Raw genomic sequence first — 16484 nt, 5'->3', positions numbered from 1 at the left:
CCCCTATTGGCAAGCAGTACCAGGGCACTGAGAACACCTGTCCTTGGGATTATGTATCATTTCTGCCTTAAGCGATGTTTCCCGCACTACAAGTTCCCCCCTAACCCCGTAAAATCACGGGCGAGGAAGGGTGCTCAGGTTTCTGTGGATGTTACCCCGTGGGCTGCCGGTAGGGCAGGGATCCCTGCGCGGATTCTCAACTACTCCACCTGCGCTGTCTCCGGGGATTCCGCCTGAGTTTCCGGGTGAAAGTAGCGGTAAATCTGCCGGGCAATCTTCGGGCCAATGCCGGGCACTTGGGCCAGCTGGTCTTCTGAAGCCACCTGAATGCGGGCAATCGACCGAAATTCTTCCATCAGCAGCTTTTGCCGATACTTGCCCAAGCCGGGGATCTCGTCCAGCGTAGAGGCATGTTGACGCGCTTTCCGTTGCTGGCGATGAAAGGCGAGAGCAAATCGGTGGGCCTCATCTCGCAGGCGTTGCAACAACAAGCGAGCCGGATCTTGGGCCGGCAACCGCAAGGGCACGGGATCCCCCGGCAGAAAGATCTCTTCTTCTCGTTTGGCCAAGGCAATTACCGGCAGGTGATCCAGCCCTAAATCTGCCAAGACGGCCATGACTGCCGACAACTGCCCCTTGCCCCCGTCGATGAGCACCAAATCCGGCTGATCCTCAGGGGTCATTTTGCTGAAGCGACGCCGGGCCACTTCTGCATGGCTGGCAAAATCATCGGAGTGACCGGGGCGCACCTCAGGGTTGCGAATCTTGTAGCGGCGGTAGTGCTGTTTGGCAGGCAGGCCATCGATAAACACCACCTGACTGGCCACAGCATCGGATCCCTGGATGTGGGAAATATCGTAGGCTTCTAGACGGCGGGGCACATCCGGCAAATCCAAGACTTCTGCCAAGCGCTCCAAGGCCGCGGCATCCCGATCCGCCAAGCGCTGAGTGCGGGTTAGCTCCAGTTGGGCATTCCGCTCAACCAACTCGATCAGCTCGGCTTTGCTCTGCCGTTGGGGGGCAACAAGGCTGACCTTGCGGCCTTTTTTCTGACTCAGCCAAGACTCCAGAAAATCGTGATCGGGCAATTCATACTGGGTCAAAATCTCAGAGGGAATTTCCACCGGATCGCAGTATTGATAATGCTCTTGTAAAGCCCGCTGCAAGATAAGGCCTGGGTCGTCACCGCGGTTTTCGGCCACAAACCCCAGCCGCCCCACCAACTTGCCTGCCCGCACCTGAAACAATTGAATGCAGGCTCGTGAATCATTCATGGCCAAGGCCAGAGCATCACGGCTGACGGTAGAGTTAGGCAAAGAGACCTTCTGGGATTCTCCCAATTGTTCCAAACCGCGAATTTGATCCCGATATCGTGCGGCTGCCTCATAATTTTCCTGTTCGGCGGCCTGGATCATCTTCTCCTGCAGCTCTCGGATCAGCTCATCTGTCTGGCCTTGGAAGATCATGGCCACTTGAGTCAGCGTTTTGCGATACTCTTCTGGGCTGATCAAGCCTTGGCATACCCCGGGGCAGCGCCCAATGTCGTAGTTCAAACAGGCGCGATCTTTGTACAGAGGTTTGGGCCGTTGGCGCAAGGGAAAAATCCGTTTGACCAGTCCAAGGGTGTGGCGCAATAGACCAACATCCGTGTAGGGGCCGTAATATTTATCTTGATTCCGATCAAGGCGACGATGGCGGGTGATGTAAAGCTGGGGATAAGGCTCCGACCAGGTAATACACAAATAGGGATACTTTTTATCGTCCTTAAGGAGAACATTATAAGGGGGCTGATGGGTCTTAATCAGATTGTCTTCTAGGGCTAGGGCTTCACTTTCATTGTCGGTTACGATAAACTCGATCTCGCAAACCTGAGCTACCATGCGCTGAATGCGAGGGGACAGGTCGCCGGTAAAGCGGAAATAAGATCGCACTCGAGAGCGCAATTTCTTGGACTTGCCTACATAGAGGATCTGATCCGTGGCATCTCGCATCAAATATACGCCGGGTTCAGCAGGAATCTCCTTGAGACGGCTCTCTAGAACGTCACGGCTGTGAATCAGAGGGACGGTCATAAAGTTCAGTTCTACCGGGTAGAGTCAGGGATCCCATGACTTCAATCTAGCAAGGATATGGCTTTTCTCGGCAACACTGACTCCAACCCATGTGGAGACACAGTCATTCTGAACAATCATTCTGAACAAGTTTGGGAAGCTCGTCCTGCTTTCAAGCTCCAACCTGCTAGCACAAATGGCAATAGCTCGTCGCATCGCAGGATCAAAGTACCTCTTTTGACGGGTAGACCTCCATGATTTGGGAAGAATAAGTTGATTTGTGATTAACATAATTTTGTCCAGAGTTCTGGTAGTTCATTTACATAAGATATAGCAGCAATGGAAAGTCGCTTAAGTTTATTAACTAGGGATATATTGACTTCTGAGACAATCTTTTGAGTAGATTCAGGTATAAGTTGCCTGTGACAATCCTGGCATCGATAATGCTGCTTTCCATTATGGATCTTGTCGTACCTAAGTTAAAAGAATGACGGCTTGGGCAAGTCAGCATGAGCTTACTCAGAAACACGAAAAATCTAGGGTAATAGTATCATTGCTCCCAGAGCACCACCAGTATAGTCAATAGGGCAAGGGCTCCGTCCCGCTGGCGCGACCCGAATCTCTGAGCTCTATCCTTACAATTGAGCTCCTGGATCCTGGCCTATGTCTTGCTGCAGGGCGGCCAAGTCTATCTTTGGCTTCTGGGTCTTGACTTTTGTCGGCCTGAGGTCTTCTAGGTTCGGCCAGCGATAGACCGTTGCACGCCTGACTTTGTACATCTGTTGTACATCTGTGGGGTTGCCCTCTTCCTGGACATACCCTACGGCTGTCTCCCTACCGCAGTTCTCCACAGGGCCAGTTGCCAGCGAGCGGAGCCGGTGTGAGCTGGCGCATTCGCCCTAGCTTTCTCAGATCGTCCGCAGTCCGTCGGGGAAAGCTGCAGAAGAAACTCGAAAAATCTGTTCATGGCGAGCTTTTTTGTCTTTACTTCGCTGAGCCGATTGCCCCAACGGTTGCCCTGTTGGCAAGAGCCAGCCGTGACTTGAGACTGCCCCCCTTTTCCTGTCGGATTGGAGTGCGATATGCTGGTTTTCCACCTCTGAAAGCGTGATTTATTCCAAACTGTTTTTACTCCTATGAATCCCCATCCCTCTCAGGTCTCGGCCCCTATCCTGCAGGAAAACTGGCACTTTCAAGAGCGGGATGCTTGCGGGGTCGGCTTTTTGGTGAATCAGCAGGGGAGAGCCAGCCACGACCTCTTGCAGAAAACCCTTCAGGCCCTCACCTGTATGGAACATCGGGGTGGCTGTGGCGGCGACGGCCAGAGCGGTGATGGGGCGGGCATTGCAACGGCAATCCCCTGGTCGCTGTTGCAGGCAGAGAGGGAAGAAATTCGAGCTTGGGATCCCACTCACAGCGCGGTGGGGATGGTCTTTTTGCCTCAGGATCCTGCTGAGTGTCAGGCGGTGCAGCAGGTGATCGATGAGTACTTGACCACCACCGACTGGCAGCGGGTGGTTTGGCGGCAGGTACCGGTCAATCCCAATTGCCTGGGGCCGATGGCGCGGCAGACCATGCCCTCCATTTGGCAGATGCTCCTCACCCATCCCACGCTGGAAGGAGACGAGCTAGAGCAGCAGCTCTATCTGTTGCGGCGGCGCATTCGGCGGCGGGTAGAGGCTCGGTTTGGCTTTTATGCTCTGTATTTTGCCTCTTTGTCCTGCCGGGTTGTCGTTTACAAAGGCATGGTGCAATCGTCGGTTCTGGGCCAGTTTTATCGAGATCTGCAAAACCCCCTCTACACCACCACCTACGCCACCTACCACCGCCGCTTCAGCACCAATACCCTGCCGCGTTGGTCGCTGGCTCAGCCTTTCCGCTACCTCTGCCACAACGGCGAGATCAACACCTACCTGGGCAATGTCAACTGGATGGCCGCCCGCGAACAAACCCTTTCCCATCCCCGCTGGGGTACAGCGGTCGAGGATCTGAAGCCGATTATTGACCCGGGCACCAGCGACTCGGCGGGCCTGGACGCTGTGTTTGAGCTGTTGATTCAGTCGGGCTACTCCACTCAGCAGGCGATGATGGTGCTGATCCCGGAGGCCTATCGCAACCAGCCAGAACTGCAGAATCACCCGGAAGTGGTGGATTTCTACGAGTTCTTCGGCGGCCTGCAGGAGCCTTGGGATGGCCCGGCGATGGTGGTTTTCTGCGACGGCAAAACCATCGGGGCCACGTTGGATCGCAATGGCCTGCGCCCAGCCCGCTACGCTCGCAGCCGCGATGGTCTGCTGGTGGTGGCCTCGGAAGCTGGCGTGGTTCCTCTGCCGGAGACCGACATTTTGGAAAAAGGGCGGCTAGGCCCGGGGCAGATGCTGACGGTGGATCTGCAGAGCGGGCACATCTGCAAAAACTGGGAGATCAAAACCCAGGTGGCAGCCCAGCACCCCTACGGCGAATGGCTCAAAGCCCATCGCGTTCAGCTCAGCACCCAAGGCTTTGAAAATACCCCTCACCTCTCGGAAGAACAACTGTTACAAGCCCAAACCGCCTTCGGGTACTCCTCAGAAGATGTGGAGATGATCATCGAGGAGATGGCGGCTACGGGCAAGGAGCCCACCTTCAGCATGGGGGATGATGCGCCGCTGGCTGTGCTGTCCACCCAGCCTCATCCCCTCTACGACTATTTCAAGCAGCGCTTTGCCCAGGTCACCAACCCTGCCATCGATCCCCTGCGGGAGAGCCTGGTGATGTCTTTGGATGTGTATCTGGGATCCAAGGGCAACCTGCTGGAGATCCGCCCTGAGCATGCCCGCCTGTTGCAGTTGCGCAGCCCGGTGCTCAACGAAGCGGAGCTGGCCGCTCTGCAGCATACCCCTTTTCCCTGCCACACGCTCCCGATTCTCTATCCGGTGGCTGCCGGCCCAGAAGGACTGGAGGTCCAGGTACGGGCCCTCTGCCAGCAGGCGGCTCAGGCAGTGCGGGGGGGAGCTGAGATTTTAATCCTCTCGGATCGCGGCCTCAATGCCGAGCAGGCTCTGATCCCACCTCTGTTGGCGGTGGGCGCCATCCACCATCACCTCATCCAGGAGGGGCTGCGCCTACGCGCTTCCCTGGTGGTGGAGACTGCCCAATGCTGGAGTACCCATCACTTTGCCTGCTTGATCGGCTATGGGGCCAGCGCCGTTTGTCCTTATCTGGCCTATGAAGCTGTGCGGCAGTGGTGGCACAAGCCCAAGACGCAAACCCAGATGGCTGCCGGCAAGTTGCCCCAGCTTTCCCTGGCCGAGGTGCAACTGAAGTACCGCGCCGCCATTGAGGCAGGGCTGCTCAAGATTCTTTCCAAAATGGGCATTTCTCTGCTCTCCAGCTACCACGGAGCGCAGATTTTCGAGGCCATTGGCCTGAGCCAAGAGGTGATCGATCTGGCCTTCCGCGGCACGGTGTCGCGGGTGGGGGGCATGACGCTGGCAGATCTGGCCCGCGAGGGCATGGTGAATCACCAGCGGGCCTTCCCCGAACTCACCTCGAAAAAGCTGGAGAACTTTGGCTTTATCCAGGCGCGGCCCAAAGGCGAATACCACATCAACAGTCCAGAAATGGCCAAACTGCTGCACAAGGCCATCGAATCGGGTCAGCCTGCCCACTATGAGATCTACAGGGCGCACCTGCGCAGCCGCACCCCCACCGCGTTGCGAGACCTGCTGGATTTCCGCAGCGACCGGGATCCCATTCCCTTGGAGGAAGTGGAACCGGTGTCGGAGATTTTCAAACGCTTTGCCACAGGTGGGATGTCCTTGGGGGCCCTCAGCCGCGAGGCCCACGAGACCCTGGCCATTGCCATGAACCGCATCGGCGGCAAGTCCAACTCCGGTGAAGGCGGGGAAGATCCGGAACGATACCTCCCCATCACCGATGTAGGCCCAGATGGCACCTCGGCCCGCTTTCCCCACCTGAAGGGGCTGCGCATGGGGGACAACGCCAGCTCGGCGGTGAAGCAGGTGGCCTCGGGCCGCTTTGGCGTGACACCGGAGTATTTGCTCAACGCGCGGCAAATTGAGATCAAAATTGCCCAGGGGGCCAAGCCGGGCGAGGGCGGGCAACTGCCGGGCAAAAAGGTCAGCCCCTACATCGCCAAGCTGCGCCGCTCCAAGCCGGGGGTGACCTTGATCTCGCCGCCGCCCCACCACGACATCTACTCCATCGAGGATCTGGCGCAGTTGATCTTCGACTTGCACCAGGTGAACCCCCAGGCACAGGTGTCGGTGAAGCTGGTGGCGGAGGTGGGCATCGGCACAGTGGCGGCAGGAGTAGCCAAGGCCAACGCCGACATCATCCAAATCTCCGGCCATGAAGGGGGCACAGGGGCTTCCCCCTTGAGCTCCATCAAACATGCCGGGGCACCTTGGGAGTTGGGCCTGGTGGAGGTGCATCATACCCTGCTGGAAAACGGCCTACGGCAGCGCTCCATCCTGCGGGTGGATGGCGGCATTCGCACGGGTTGGGAAGTGGTGATGGCGGCCATGCTGGGGGCAGAAGAGTTTGGCTTTGGCACGGTGGCCATGATTGCGGAGGGGTGCATCATGGCGCGGGTGTGCCACACTAACAACTGCCCTGTGGGAGTGACCAGCCAGAAGGAGGAGTTGCGCAAGCGCTTCCCCGGCACGCCAGATCACGTGGTGACCTTCTTCACCTTTGTGGCGGAGGAGGTGCGCCAAGTCTTAGCGCAACTGGGCTACCGCTCTCTGAAGGAGGTGATTGGACGGGTGGATCTGCTCTGTCCGCGGGCCGATGCGGTTCTGCAGAAGACCCAATCCTTGAACTTGGAGTGTCTGCTGCGAACTCCCCCCGGTTTTGATCCCAACACCCTGCCCGACTGGTTGGAGCATGAGCCGGTGCATTCCAACGGCCCGGTGCTGGATGAGCAGATCCTGGCTCAGCCGGAGGTGCAGAAGGCGGTGGAAACCTGCGGCACGGCCACGGTGGAGATCCCTATCGCCAACACCGACCGCTGTGTGGGCGGGCGCATTGCCGGAACCTTGGCCCGCTTGTACGGAGATACCGGCTTCGCCCAACAGGGGGGGCAGTTGGATCTGCGCTTTGTCGGCAGCGCCGGCCAGAGCTTTGGCGCTTTTACACTGGCGGGGATGCGCCTGACCCTGACAGGAGAAGCGAATGACTACGTGGGCAAGAGCATGTGTGGCGGCGAGATCGTCATCCTGGCTCCCCCTGAGGCGCCCCGCGATCCGGCGGAAAATGTAATCCTGGGCAACACCTGTTTGTACGGGGCCACGGGCGGATCCCTGTTTGCCAACGGCCAGGCGGGGGAACGCTTTGCGGTGCGCAACTCGGGAGCGCAGGCGGTGATCGAGGGATCCGGCGACCACTGCTGCGAGTACATGACCGGTGGGGTGGTGGTGGTGCTGGGGCGGGTGGGCCGCAACCTGGGAGCGGGGATGACCGGCGGCCTTGCCTATGTGCTGGATGAGGAGGGCAACTTCCCCGCCAAGGTCAACGGGGAGATCGTGCGCATTCAGCGGGTGCAGACAGCAGCAGCAGAGGCACAACTGAAGAGCCTGATCCAAGAGCACTATCGCCGCACCCATTCCCCCAAAGCGGAGCGCATTCTGCAAAATTGGGAATCCTATTTGCCTCTGTTTTGGCAGGTGATCCCGCCTTCGGAGGAGGGCAGCGAGCTGACGGATCCCTTGCGATCCCAGCCGCTGGCAGTGGAGTCTTAAGGATCTCTCAGAGCCTGCCGGTAACACTTCTTATCCCCACGACGGCCAGAGAGGCTGGTAAACTGCGAGAGTATACCTGGCCTTTTCATCCGCTTTAAATCACTATGAGTCCCAGTTTGCAAGCTGCTCAAACTCAAGCGCGAGTGCCCACCGAGACCATCCTGACGCCGCGCTTCTACACCACCGATTTCGAGGCCATCGGCAAAATGGGCTTAGGGGATCGAGAGGCCGATTTCCGGGCCATCCTGCAGGAGTTTCGCGCCGACTACAACCGCCATCACTTCGTCCGGGGTGAGGAGTTCAACCAAGACTGGGAAAGCCGCCTGGATCCGCAGGCGCGCCGGTTGTTTGTGGAGTTCTTGGAGCGCTCCTGTACAGCCGAGTTCTCCGGTTTTCTCCTCTACAAGGAGCTGTCGCGCAAGCTAAAAGAGACCAACCCCGTTTTGGCCGAGTGCTTTGCCCTGATGAGCCGCGATGAGGCCCGCCATGCCGGCTTTCTGAACCGCGCCATGGGCGACTTCAACATGGCCTTCGACCTGAGCTTTCTCACTAAGCACAAGTCTTACACCTATTTCGCGCCGCGTTTCATCTTCTATGCCACCTATCTCTCGGAGAAGATCGGCTACTGGCGCTACATCCTCATCTACCGCCACCTGGAGGCCCACCCCGAGGATCGCGTTTACCCGATCTTCAACTTCTTCAAGAACTGGTGCCAGGACGAGAACCGCCACGGCGATTTCTTTGCGCTCATGCTCCTAAGCCAGCCGCGGCTGCTCAAGGGATGGGTGGCCAAGCTGTGGTGCCGTTTCTTCTTGCTGTCGGTGTTCGCCACTATGTACCTCAACGATGTGGGAGAGCGCCCGGATTTCTACCGCCTCATCGGGCTGGATCCCCATACTTATGACATGGAGGTAATCTACAAGACCAACCGCGAGGCGGCCAAGGTGTTCCCGGTGGTGTTGGATGTGGAAAACCCTGAGTTTGTGCGGCGGCTGCAAAAGTGCGTGGCCAACAACGCTAAGCTGAGGGAGATTGCCCGGGGATCCGGCCCCTTCAAGGGTTTGCGCAAGCTGCCCCTCTACTTGGATAACTTCTATCAGTTTTTGCGGCTGTTCCTCCTGAAACCTCGGAAAGCTGGCTTCTACCTGTGGGAGCAGCCGGAGCCCCGTTTTGAAGGAACGGCTGTTTCTGCTTGAGCCGTCTTGCCCTCAGCTTGGTACCCGTACAGCCTCATAGGTCAGCCATGAACATTGCCGCTGAGATTACGCCGCTCTTTTTGCTGGGAACGCTGGCCTTTTTGGGTTGGGGCTTCTGGAGAGCCCGTCGGCGGGGATCCTTAGCCGTTTGGGTGTGGTTACAGGGATCCCTGCTCTTGTTGCCGTGGGTGGTTTTCCTGGGGCTGCTGCTGCTGGGAATCTACCTCAACTTTGCCGGTTTCCTGCTGCTGTTGCTGGTGTTTACGGGGCTCTACATTGCCGTGGGGCGCAAGACCCGCCAGTTGGCCCAGCAGGAGCTGCAGGCCCGTCGCGAGCAGTTGGCTCGTCTGGAAGAGCAGGGGGAAGCCCCTTCGGCAGGGGAGGCGCCTTTGGAAGCGCCTGCGGTTCTGCAGCGGATCTCGGCTGAGGATCTGCAGGCCATTCAGTCTATTTTCGGCCTCGATACCTTTTTCGTCACCGAGACCGTCCCCTATGGGGAAGGGGCGATTTTTAAGGGCAACCTGCGCCAGGAGGCGGAGGTGGTGGTACCCCTGCTGGTGGAGAAGCTCAAAGAGCAGGTGGGCAGTCGCTACCAGCTCTTTTTGGTGGAGGATCCGGCGGAAAAGCCGGCGGTGGTGGTCTTGCCGGATCCCATCGTCAATTACCGCGCTTCCGTGGGGGCGCAGATCCTGGCGGGGGCGTTGCTGGTCTTCAGCTTCGTCGCCACGTTGGAGGTGGGGGCCAATCTCTTGGGCTTCCGGCTGTTGGATGCGCCGGGGCGCTGGGTGGAAGCCCTGCCGGTGGCAGCCGGGATCTTCGCCATCTTGCTGGTGCACGAGACCGGACACCGCTGGATGGCGGGCAAGTACGGCGTGCGCCTCAGCCCTGCTTTTGTTATCCCCAGCTTGGGGATCGGCACGCTGGGATCCCTGAACCGCATCCAATCGCCGGTGCCCAGCCGCAAGGCTTTGTTCGACATTGCCTTTGCCGGCCCGGCAGCGAGCGGGATCCTGTCGCTGCTGGTGCTCTTGGCTGGCCTAAAGCTCTCCGGCTCCGAGGGTCTGTATGTGCCCACGGAGATCTTCCGCAGCTCCATCCTAGTGGGCACTCTGGCCCGGCTGGTGCTGGGATCCCAGTTGCAGGCGGAGCTGGTTCCCATTCATCCTTTTGTTGCCGTGGGCTGGATTGGCCTGGCAATCACCGCCTTGAGCCTGCTGCCGGCAGGGCAGCTGGACGGGGGTCGCATTGTGCAGGCGGTGTACGGGCGGAAGACGGCGGCCCGCGCCACCTTCATCACCCTGATTGCCTTGGCGGTGGCGGCCATCAGCAACGTCTTGGCCCTCTACTGGGCGCTGCTGATCCTGTTCATCGCCCGCGAGCCAGAGCGTCCACCGCAGGATGAGATTACTGAAACCGACGGTCAGCGGGATGCTTTGGCATTGCTGGCCCTCTTTTTGATGGTCATGACCCTGTTGCCGATTGCTCCGGCCTTGGCGGGCTTTCTCAATTTCCCCAACGGCTGATGGGGTAGAGGCCCAGGATCCGCCGGCGAGAGGAGCTCACTGTGTCTGGACCGGGGAAAGGCTTTGGCCTAGGCAGAGCTGGAAAGGACAGAGGAGAGCACCTGCAGCGTCTGTTGGCCCAAGCCGTTCGCCATCACCAGGCAGGGCAATGGCCACAGGCTGTCTCACTTTACCAGCAGGTGCTGCAAGCCCAGCCCACCCACCCCGAGGCACTGCACCTCTTGGGGGTCTGTCGGCAGCAACAGGGATCCCTGGACGACGCGATTGCCCTGATCCGGCAGGCCCTTGCCCACCAGCCCTGGTTTCCCGACGCCCACTTTAATTTGGGAATTGTTCTCAAGCAGGCGGGGCAGCTGGCGGAGGCGAAAACTCACCTGCAACTGGCCCTAGAGCAGGGGGGGCCGGACGCGGAAGTTTTGTACCAGCTGGGGCTGGTGCTGCGGCAGCAGGGGGATTTGGAGGCGGCCCTTGTCCCCTTGGGACAGGCCCTGGAGCTGCAGCCGGACTTTGCCGATGCCGCCTACACCCTGGCCATCCTGCTGCGGGATTGTGGCCGGGAGGAGGAAGCGGCGGAGCTGTTCTACCAACTCTGGCAAGCGGATCCCGCCGACTTGGCCGCGGCCCTGGGCTGGTGTGTTAGCCAGTTGCCCTTGCTGTACGCCTCGGCAGACCAAGTTTCCGTGGCCCGGGAGCGCTACCGCCAAGCCCTACAACAGGTAAAGGCCCGCTGGGAACAACTGCCGCGGGATCCGATAACCCTGGAGCAAGCGGCTGCCGGGATCGGCTCCGTCCAACCCTTCTTTTTGCCCTACCAAGGCCAGAACGACCGCGATCTGCAGCAGCTCTACGGATCCTTGGTGAGGGACGTGATGGCGGCCCGCTATCCCCAGCCCTCCGTCCTCTGGCAGCGACATCCTGGCCGAGTGCGGGTGGGCATTGTCTCCGGCCTGTTTCGGGATCACTCCGTTTGGAAGATCCTGACTCGCGGCTGGGTAGAAGCCCTGGATCGTGCTCAAGTGGCCCTCTACGGCTTCCACACCTCGGTCATCCAAGATGAGGTCACGTGCTCCCTGCCCCCTCGTTTTGAGCACTTTGTGGCCGGATCCCGCAGCATAGAAGAATGGCAAGCGGCTATTCGAGAGGCACAGCTGGATGTGCTCCTCTACCCGGAAGTGGGCATTGACCCGGTCTGTGCCCAACTGGCCGCCCTCCGCTTGGCGCCAGTACAGGCGATGGCCTGGGGCCACCCGCAAACTTCTGGCCTGCCGACAATAGACGTTTTCCTCAGCAGCGAGCTGATGGAGCCGCCGGACGGGGCCGGCCATTACACCGAGCAGCTCCTGCCCCTGCCTGGCATCGGCACCTACTATATTCCCCTAGAAGTTGACCCCGCCCCTGTGGACTGGCAAGCTTGGGGGGTGGATCCCGACAGGGTGCTTTACCTCTGCGCCCAATCCCTATTCAAGTACTTACCTCAGTACGACGAGGTGTTCCCCCGCATCGCCCGGGAAGTGGGGAAGTGTCAATTTCTATTTTTGCGGGGCCGCCTCTCCCAAGGGATCCGCGAGCGCTTTTGGCAGCGGCTGCGACGAGCCTTTCAGGCCTATGACCTAGCTGCCGAAGAGTATGTGGTGCTCCTACCGGAACTCTCGCCTGCAGAATATGCCGCCTACAACGCCCTGGGGGATATTTACCTGGATAGCCTCGGCTGGTCAGGGGGCAACACCACCCTGGAAGCCCTGCCCCACGGCCTGCCCATCGTCACCTTGCCCGGATCCCTGATGCGGGGCCGCCACACCTACGCCATCCTGCAGCAGATGGGGATCCTGGATACCATCGCCCACACCCTCGATGAATACGTCCAGATTGCCAGTCAGTTGGGCTTGGATCCAGAGTGGCGAGAGCAAATGGGCCAACAGGTGAAGAGGCGCCAGGAGCGCGTCTACCGGGATCCCGCGCCGATCCGCGCTCTGGAAGAGTGGTTGCGAAGCCTGAAGACCTGAGGGGGCAGTTTGGGTGAAAGGATAAACGGGCGAGTGTTGTCCTCTTGAAGGGATCCCGGACAGATGGCAGGATAGGCGGGGTTGTCTTGCCGGGCTTTGCCCATGTCTTCTGAGTCTGCTCCCGGTCAGTTCCCCAGGCCGGAAAACGCCCCCGACAACTTGCCCTCCCTTTCAACGCGCCTGAAAGAGATTGCCGTGGTATTCCTGCGGCTGGGATCCCTGGGTTTCGGCGGCCCCCAAGCCCACATCGCCATGCAACACGATGAGGCGGTGATCCGGCGGGGCTGGATGAGCCAGGAACAATTTACCGAAGGGGTGGGCCTATGTGAAATGTTGCCAGGGCCAGCTTCTACCCAGATGGGGATCTATGTCGGCTATGTGCGGGCAGGCTGGTTGGGGGCGGTGCTGGCGGGGATTTGCTTCATTGCCCCTGCTTTTGTGATCGAGGTGATTTTTTCTTGGCTTTACTTTCGCTTTCAGGGGGTGCCGCAGCTAGAGGGGATGTTTTTTGGGGTGGCCCCGGTGGTGATCGCCATTATCCTGGCCTTTTGCTGGAAACTGGGCCGTAAAGCTGTGAAGGATTGGAGCCGGGGGCTGATCGCGGTGGCGGCCTTTGCCCTGCTGCTGATCGGGGGGGTGAATATCCTGTTGCTGTTCGGGCTGGCGGCTCTGGTGGGGCTGCTGCTGTATGGGCCCAAAAAAGGCCCACTATCGGGGATCCCGATTTTACTCCCTTGGCCAGTATTGACGTTGGCCCAGACGGTAGTGGCCACGGTTCCACCGGAAACCCTTATCCTGAGCAGCTTTTGGGGTCTGGAGCGGATTGGTGCCTATTTCTGGCCTTTGACCTTGTTTTTCCTGAAAGTAGGCGGCACCATCTTCGGGGGAGGGCTGGTGATCATCCCCTTCATCGCCGACGAGGTGGTGGATCAGTTGGGCTGGTTGACGCCGACAGAGTTCTTGGATGGGGTGGCCATTGGGCAATTTACTCCTGGCCCGGTGGTGCTGACGGCAGCCTTTATCGGCTACAAGGTGGCAGGGGTGCTGGGGGCCCTGACGGCAACAGTGGCCATCTTTGCCCCTTCTTTTGCCTTTATTTTGCTGGCAGCTCCGGTTCTGTTGCGCATACGGCACAATGCTTGGGTGAAGGGATCCCTGCAGGCAATTACCCCAACGGCCCTGGGGGCTGTTGCTGCGGCTACAGTGCCCTTGGCCCAAAATGCGCTGCTACAACAAACAACTCCCGCTTCGCTGGTGGCTTTGGGGATCGGGGTAGCGGCCTTCATTGCCTTGATGCGCTTTCGCCAGCCCACTTGGCTGTTGGTGTTGATGGGAGGGGGGGCGGGTTTGCTGGCCCGAGGTCTGCTGGCCTAAAGGTTTTGCTCCCTGGCCCTGCTTTCTCCTTGGGGGTGAGGGAATGACCCTGATTCAGCCTGATGGCCACGGCACTAACTGGCTTGGGCCAGCCCTTCCTCAGAGGGATCCCTGCCTTCCAGGCGACAAAACAGTTGCCGCATCAGCAGCTCCCGTCGAGCCAGAGAGAGGTGGGGGGCAAGGGCGCTGGGAAAGTGGGGCATGGCTAGGGTAACACGATCCAACAGGTCGGCGCGGCGGTGTTGTTGCTGGATGGCCCAAGCCCGTTCCAGAAGGTTTTGGGCTGCTTCTGGCGCTAATCCCGCTTGCTCCGATAACCACGCTGCCAGTTGTTCCAAATCGGGGTCGAAGCGCAGCCGGTACATGTAGATCAACATGCCGATCCCGATCACCAAGCCCAAGCCACTGGCTACATAGGCGGCTTTGATGGAAGTTCCCGGCAGATAGGCCACCGCCGACACGCGCAAGATTTCGTAGGGGATGCGGATCAGGCTATAGCCGACAACATAGGTCCAAACCCAAGTGCCATCTTTGAGTTTGGGAAAGCGCCAGAACATTCCCATCAAGAGGGCAAATAGAAGCAGGTTGAGGACGCTTTCGTAAAAAAAGATGGGGTGAAAAAACTCAAATTGGCTGTATTCCGGCTCGCGGGCTTGGGGAGGAATGTACACCCGCAGCGGCCAAGGGCTGTCGGGAGGAATAGGGGCACCGTAGGCCTCAGAGTTGAAAAAGTTGCCCCAGCGCCCGATGGCTTGGCCCAAAATTAACCCCGGCGTGAGCACATCGGCGTACTTCCAGCCGTTGATCCCGGTGGTGCGGCAATAGAGGTAAAGGGCAAGCGCGCCGGCCAACACCCCACCGTGGATGATGAGACCCCCCTGCCAAATGGCAAAGGCCGAGAGGGGGTTGTCTTGGAACTCTGACCAGTGGGTGAGGACGTAGTAGAGGCGGGCGCCCAGAAACCCAGATATTACCAACCACAGGGCCAGTAGCTCCACTCGTTCACTGGCTTTGCCAGGCTCTTTCTCTAGATGACGAGATTCTGCCAACGCTTTGGTCAAGATCAAGCCGACCAACACGGCCACTGCCATCAATAGGCCATACCAGCGTAGGCCCAGCCCTCCCACCAGCGGGGTGCCGGGGGGAAAGCGGAAGACAAATTCTCCAGGTGAGCTGAAGGTAAGGCCCAACAGCCCTGCACTCCATAGGTTCATCGACAACACGCTCTGCACCCCAAAATTGCTCAACTCAGTTCCACCAGTCGGCTTTATCAACCTCACCCGCTTGGGTTAGCGGGACGGAGTCCCTTCCGGGCTCTTCTCCCCTATCCCCGGCAGCCATTCACAGGCTCCAACAGGGATCCATTCTCCCCGATCCTGAAGCAGCGCCAGTCCTCGTTCCCGGTTGACCCGATCCTACAGGCCCGTCACGGACAAGATTCCACCCTAGAGCCCATACCTTTACCAAAAAGCTAGGTCCAAAGCCCCGCCCTTCCAGGACGGCTTTTGCCCTGTTAGACCTGCGATAAGATACACCCACGCTGGTCGGAGATGCCAAACTCCTCAAGGCCACTCCAGCGCAGTACCAAGCCTTCGATGACGGAGTACACCGGCCAAGTGGTGGGGCTGGATGGGGGCGACAGCAGTGGGCAAGCTGTGCCGTGTCTCCAGTCTTTGCGTTGTACCGAAAGGAGATGGAGGATGTCAACTGGACAGGGGTGTGGATCCCGGATGGGTTGCAGTTGGTATCCATTGCTCCTGAGGCCAAGGCGGTGATGCAACACTGTTATGGCGGCTACACCACCAACCTGACTCTGGAGGAGTTCACCCGCCCCGAAAACTACCTGGTTCATACCCTGGAAGGACAACCGCTCCCGGTAGGGCCGGTGCGCACTTTGATCCCTCACCCATATGCCTGGAGTTTCCCCCCTAAGATCAGCTGGGCTTTTGGGGGAGCAACGGCTACTACATGGGCGGTGAACCCTGGGCCGAAGAACGCTACAGCAATCTATAGAGGCTGTAAACTACCCGACTCCGACCGCTAAAGCGGTACGGAGCGGGCTTTCAGTAGCCCTGAGCCTGCTCTGCTCTACCAGAGAACAAAACAGGCCCGAACCTCTAGGCTGGTTTACGACAGCCCCCAGTCGCGTTAGCGGTGCGGAGCACCAAAGCGCAATCACATTCGCACCATTCAAATCCGCATCTCCTTCCCATCCACAGTGCCCACACTTGAACTGCTTCCCACTGCGATAGGATTGCGTAGGATCGGGATGGACGTGCAAACACCGGTGGCAGGTCTGCGACGTGTAGGCAGGCGGCACCAGAATCAAAGCAACCCCTGCACGCAGAGCCTTGTATTCCAGAAACTGCCTCAGCTGGTAGAACGCCCAACTGTTGGCCCTGCGCCGTTCAGCTTTGCTGCGTGGCTGTTGATTGACCCTTTCCCGGATCCCTGTCAAGTCTTCCAGGGCGATAGCGCTGTTGGTAGCCTTTGCCCTAGAGACAATAGCTTTGGAGATGCGATGATTGACCCACGTTTGAAAGCGTCTCTCCTTGCCAGACAGCCGTTGCAGCAGTTGACGGCATCTGCGCCG

Annotated in this window: 10 protein-coding genes; 6 read left to right on the top strand and 4 right to left on the bottom strand. The window is 59.2% G+C overall.

Features of this window, described 5'->3' with window-relative positions; all coding sequences use genetic code 11:
• Window positions 1–200: 200 nt before the first annotated feature.
• A complete protein-coding gene (gene uvrC / locus ACVWZF_RS02940; RefSeq protein ID WP_457410786.1) occupies window positions 201–2072 on the bottom strand; it encodes an excinuclease ABC subunit UvrC in 1872 nt (623 codons plus the stop codon).
• 614 nt (window positions 2073–2686) lie between these two features.
• Entirely contained in the window at window positions 2687–2902 is a 216-nt protein-coding gene (locus tag ACVWZF_RS02935; protein WP_457410784.1) for an IS630 transposase-related protein, read from the bottom strand.
• A 285-nt stretch (window positions 2903–3187) separates the two neighbouring features.
• On the opposite strand from ACVWZF_RS02935, the gene ACVWZF_RS02930 reads away from it, so the two are divergent.
• The 5 genes from ACVWZF_RS02930 (at window position 3188) to chrA (ending at window position 13891) form a co-directional block, all read left to right on the top strand.
• Window positions 3188–7795: a glutamate synthase-related protein gene (locus ACVWZF_RS02930; RefSeq protein ID WP_457396373.1), complete on the top strand. Its 4608-nt coding sequence runs from the start codon at window positions 3188–3190 to the stop codon at window positions 7793–7795.
• 104 nt (window positions 7796–7899) lie between these two features.
• The gene (gene acsF, locus ACVWZF_RS02925; RefSeq protein ID WP_414412625.1) at window positions 7900–8991 is read left to right on the top strand and encodes a magnesium-protoporphyrin IX monomethyl ester (oxidative) cyclase; all 1092 of its coding nucleotides are present in this window, start codon (window positions 7900–7902) and stop codon (window positions 8989–8991) included.
• 47 nt (window positions 8992–9038) lie between these two features.
• Window positions 9039–10514: a site-2 protease family protein gene (locus ACVWZF_RS02920; protein ID WP_414418781.1), complete on the top strand. Its 1476-nt coding sequence runs from the start codon at window positions 9039–9041 to the stop codon at window positions 10512–10514.
• A 41-nt stretch (window positions 10515–10555) separates the two neighbouring features.
• Window positions 10556–12517: an O-linked N-acetylglucosamine transferase, SPINDLY family protein gene (locus ACVWZF_RS02915; RefSeq protein ID WP_457410782.1), complete on the top strand. Its 1962-nt coding sequence runs from the start codon at window positions 10556–10558 to the stop codon at window positions 12515–12517.
• Between the two features lie 102 nt (window positions 12518–12619).
• The gene (gene chrA, locus ACVWZF_RS02910; RefSeq protein ID WP_011432884.1) at window positions 12620–13891 is read left to right on the top strand and encodes a chromate efflux transporter; all 1272 of its coding nucleotides are present in this window, start codon (window positions 12620–12622) and stop codon (window positions 13889–13891) included.
• Between the two features lie 74 nt (window positions 13892–13965).
• Here chrA and lgt read toward each other — a convergent pair whose 3' ends face one another.
• On the bottom strand, window positions 13966–15105 hold the full coding sequence (lgt, locus tag ACVWZF_RS02905; protein WP_011432885.1) for a prolipoprotein diacylglyceryl transferase: 1140 nt from the start codon (window positions 15103–15105) through the stop codon (window positions 13966–13968).
• Between the two features lie 446 nt (window positions 15106–15551).
• Here lgt and ACVWZF_RS02900 point away from each other — a divergent pair, with 446 nt between their 5' ends.
• Window positions 15552–15935 carry a molybdopterin-dependent oxidoreductase gene (locus tag ACVWZF_RS02900; RefSeq protein WP_049749569.1) on the top strand — a complete coding sequence of 128 codons (384 nt, stop codon included), beginning with the start codon at window positions 15552–15554 and terminating at the stop codon, window positions 15933–15935.
• On the opposite strand, the gene ACVWZF_RS02895 is transcribed toward ACVWZF_RS02900, so the two are convergent.
• Window positions 15915–16484, bottom strand: a 570-nt coding sequence (locus ACVWZF_RS02895; protein ID WP_457410781.1) for an RNA-guided endonuclease TnpB family protein, incomplete at its 5' end; no start/stop codon positions are given. The two genes, ACVWZF_RS02900 and ACVWZF_RS02895, sit on opposite strands and share 21 nt — an antisense overlap.

The organism is Thermostichus sp. OS-CIW-30 (assembly GCF_054060215.1).
This window is presented reverse-complemented; position numbering and strand designations above follow the sequence as displayed.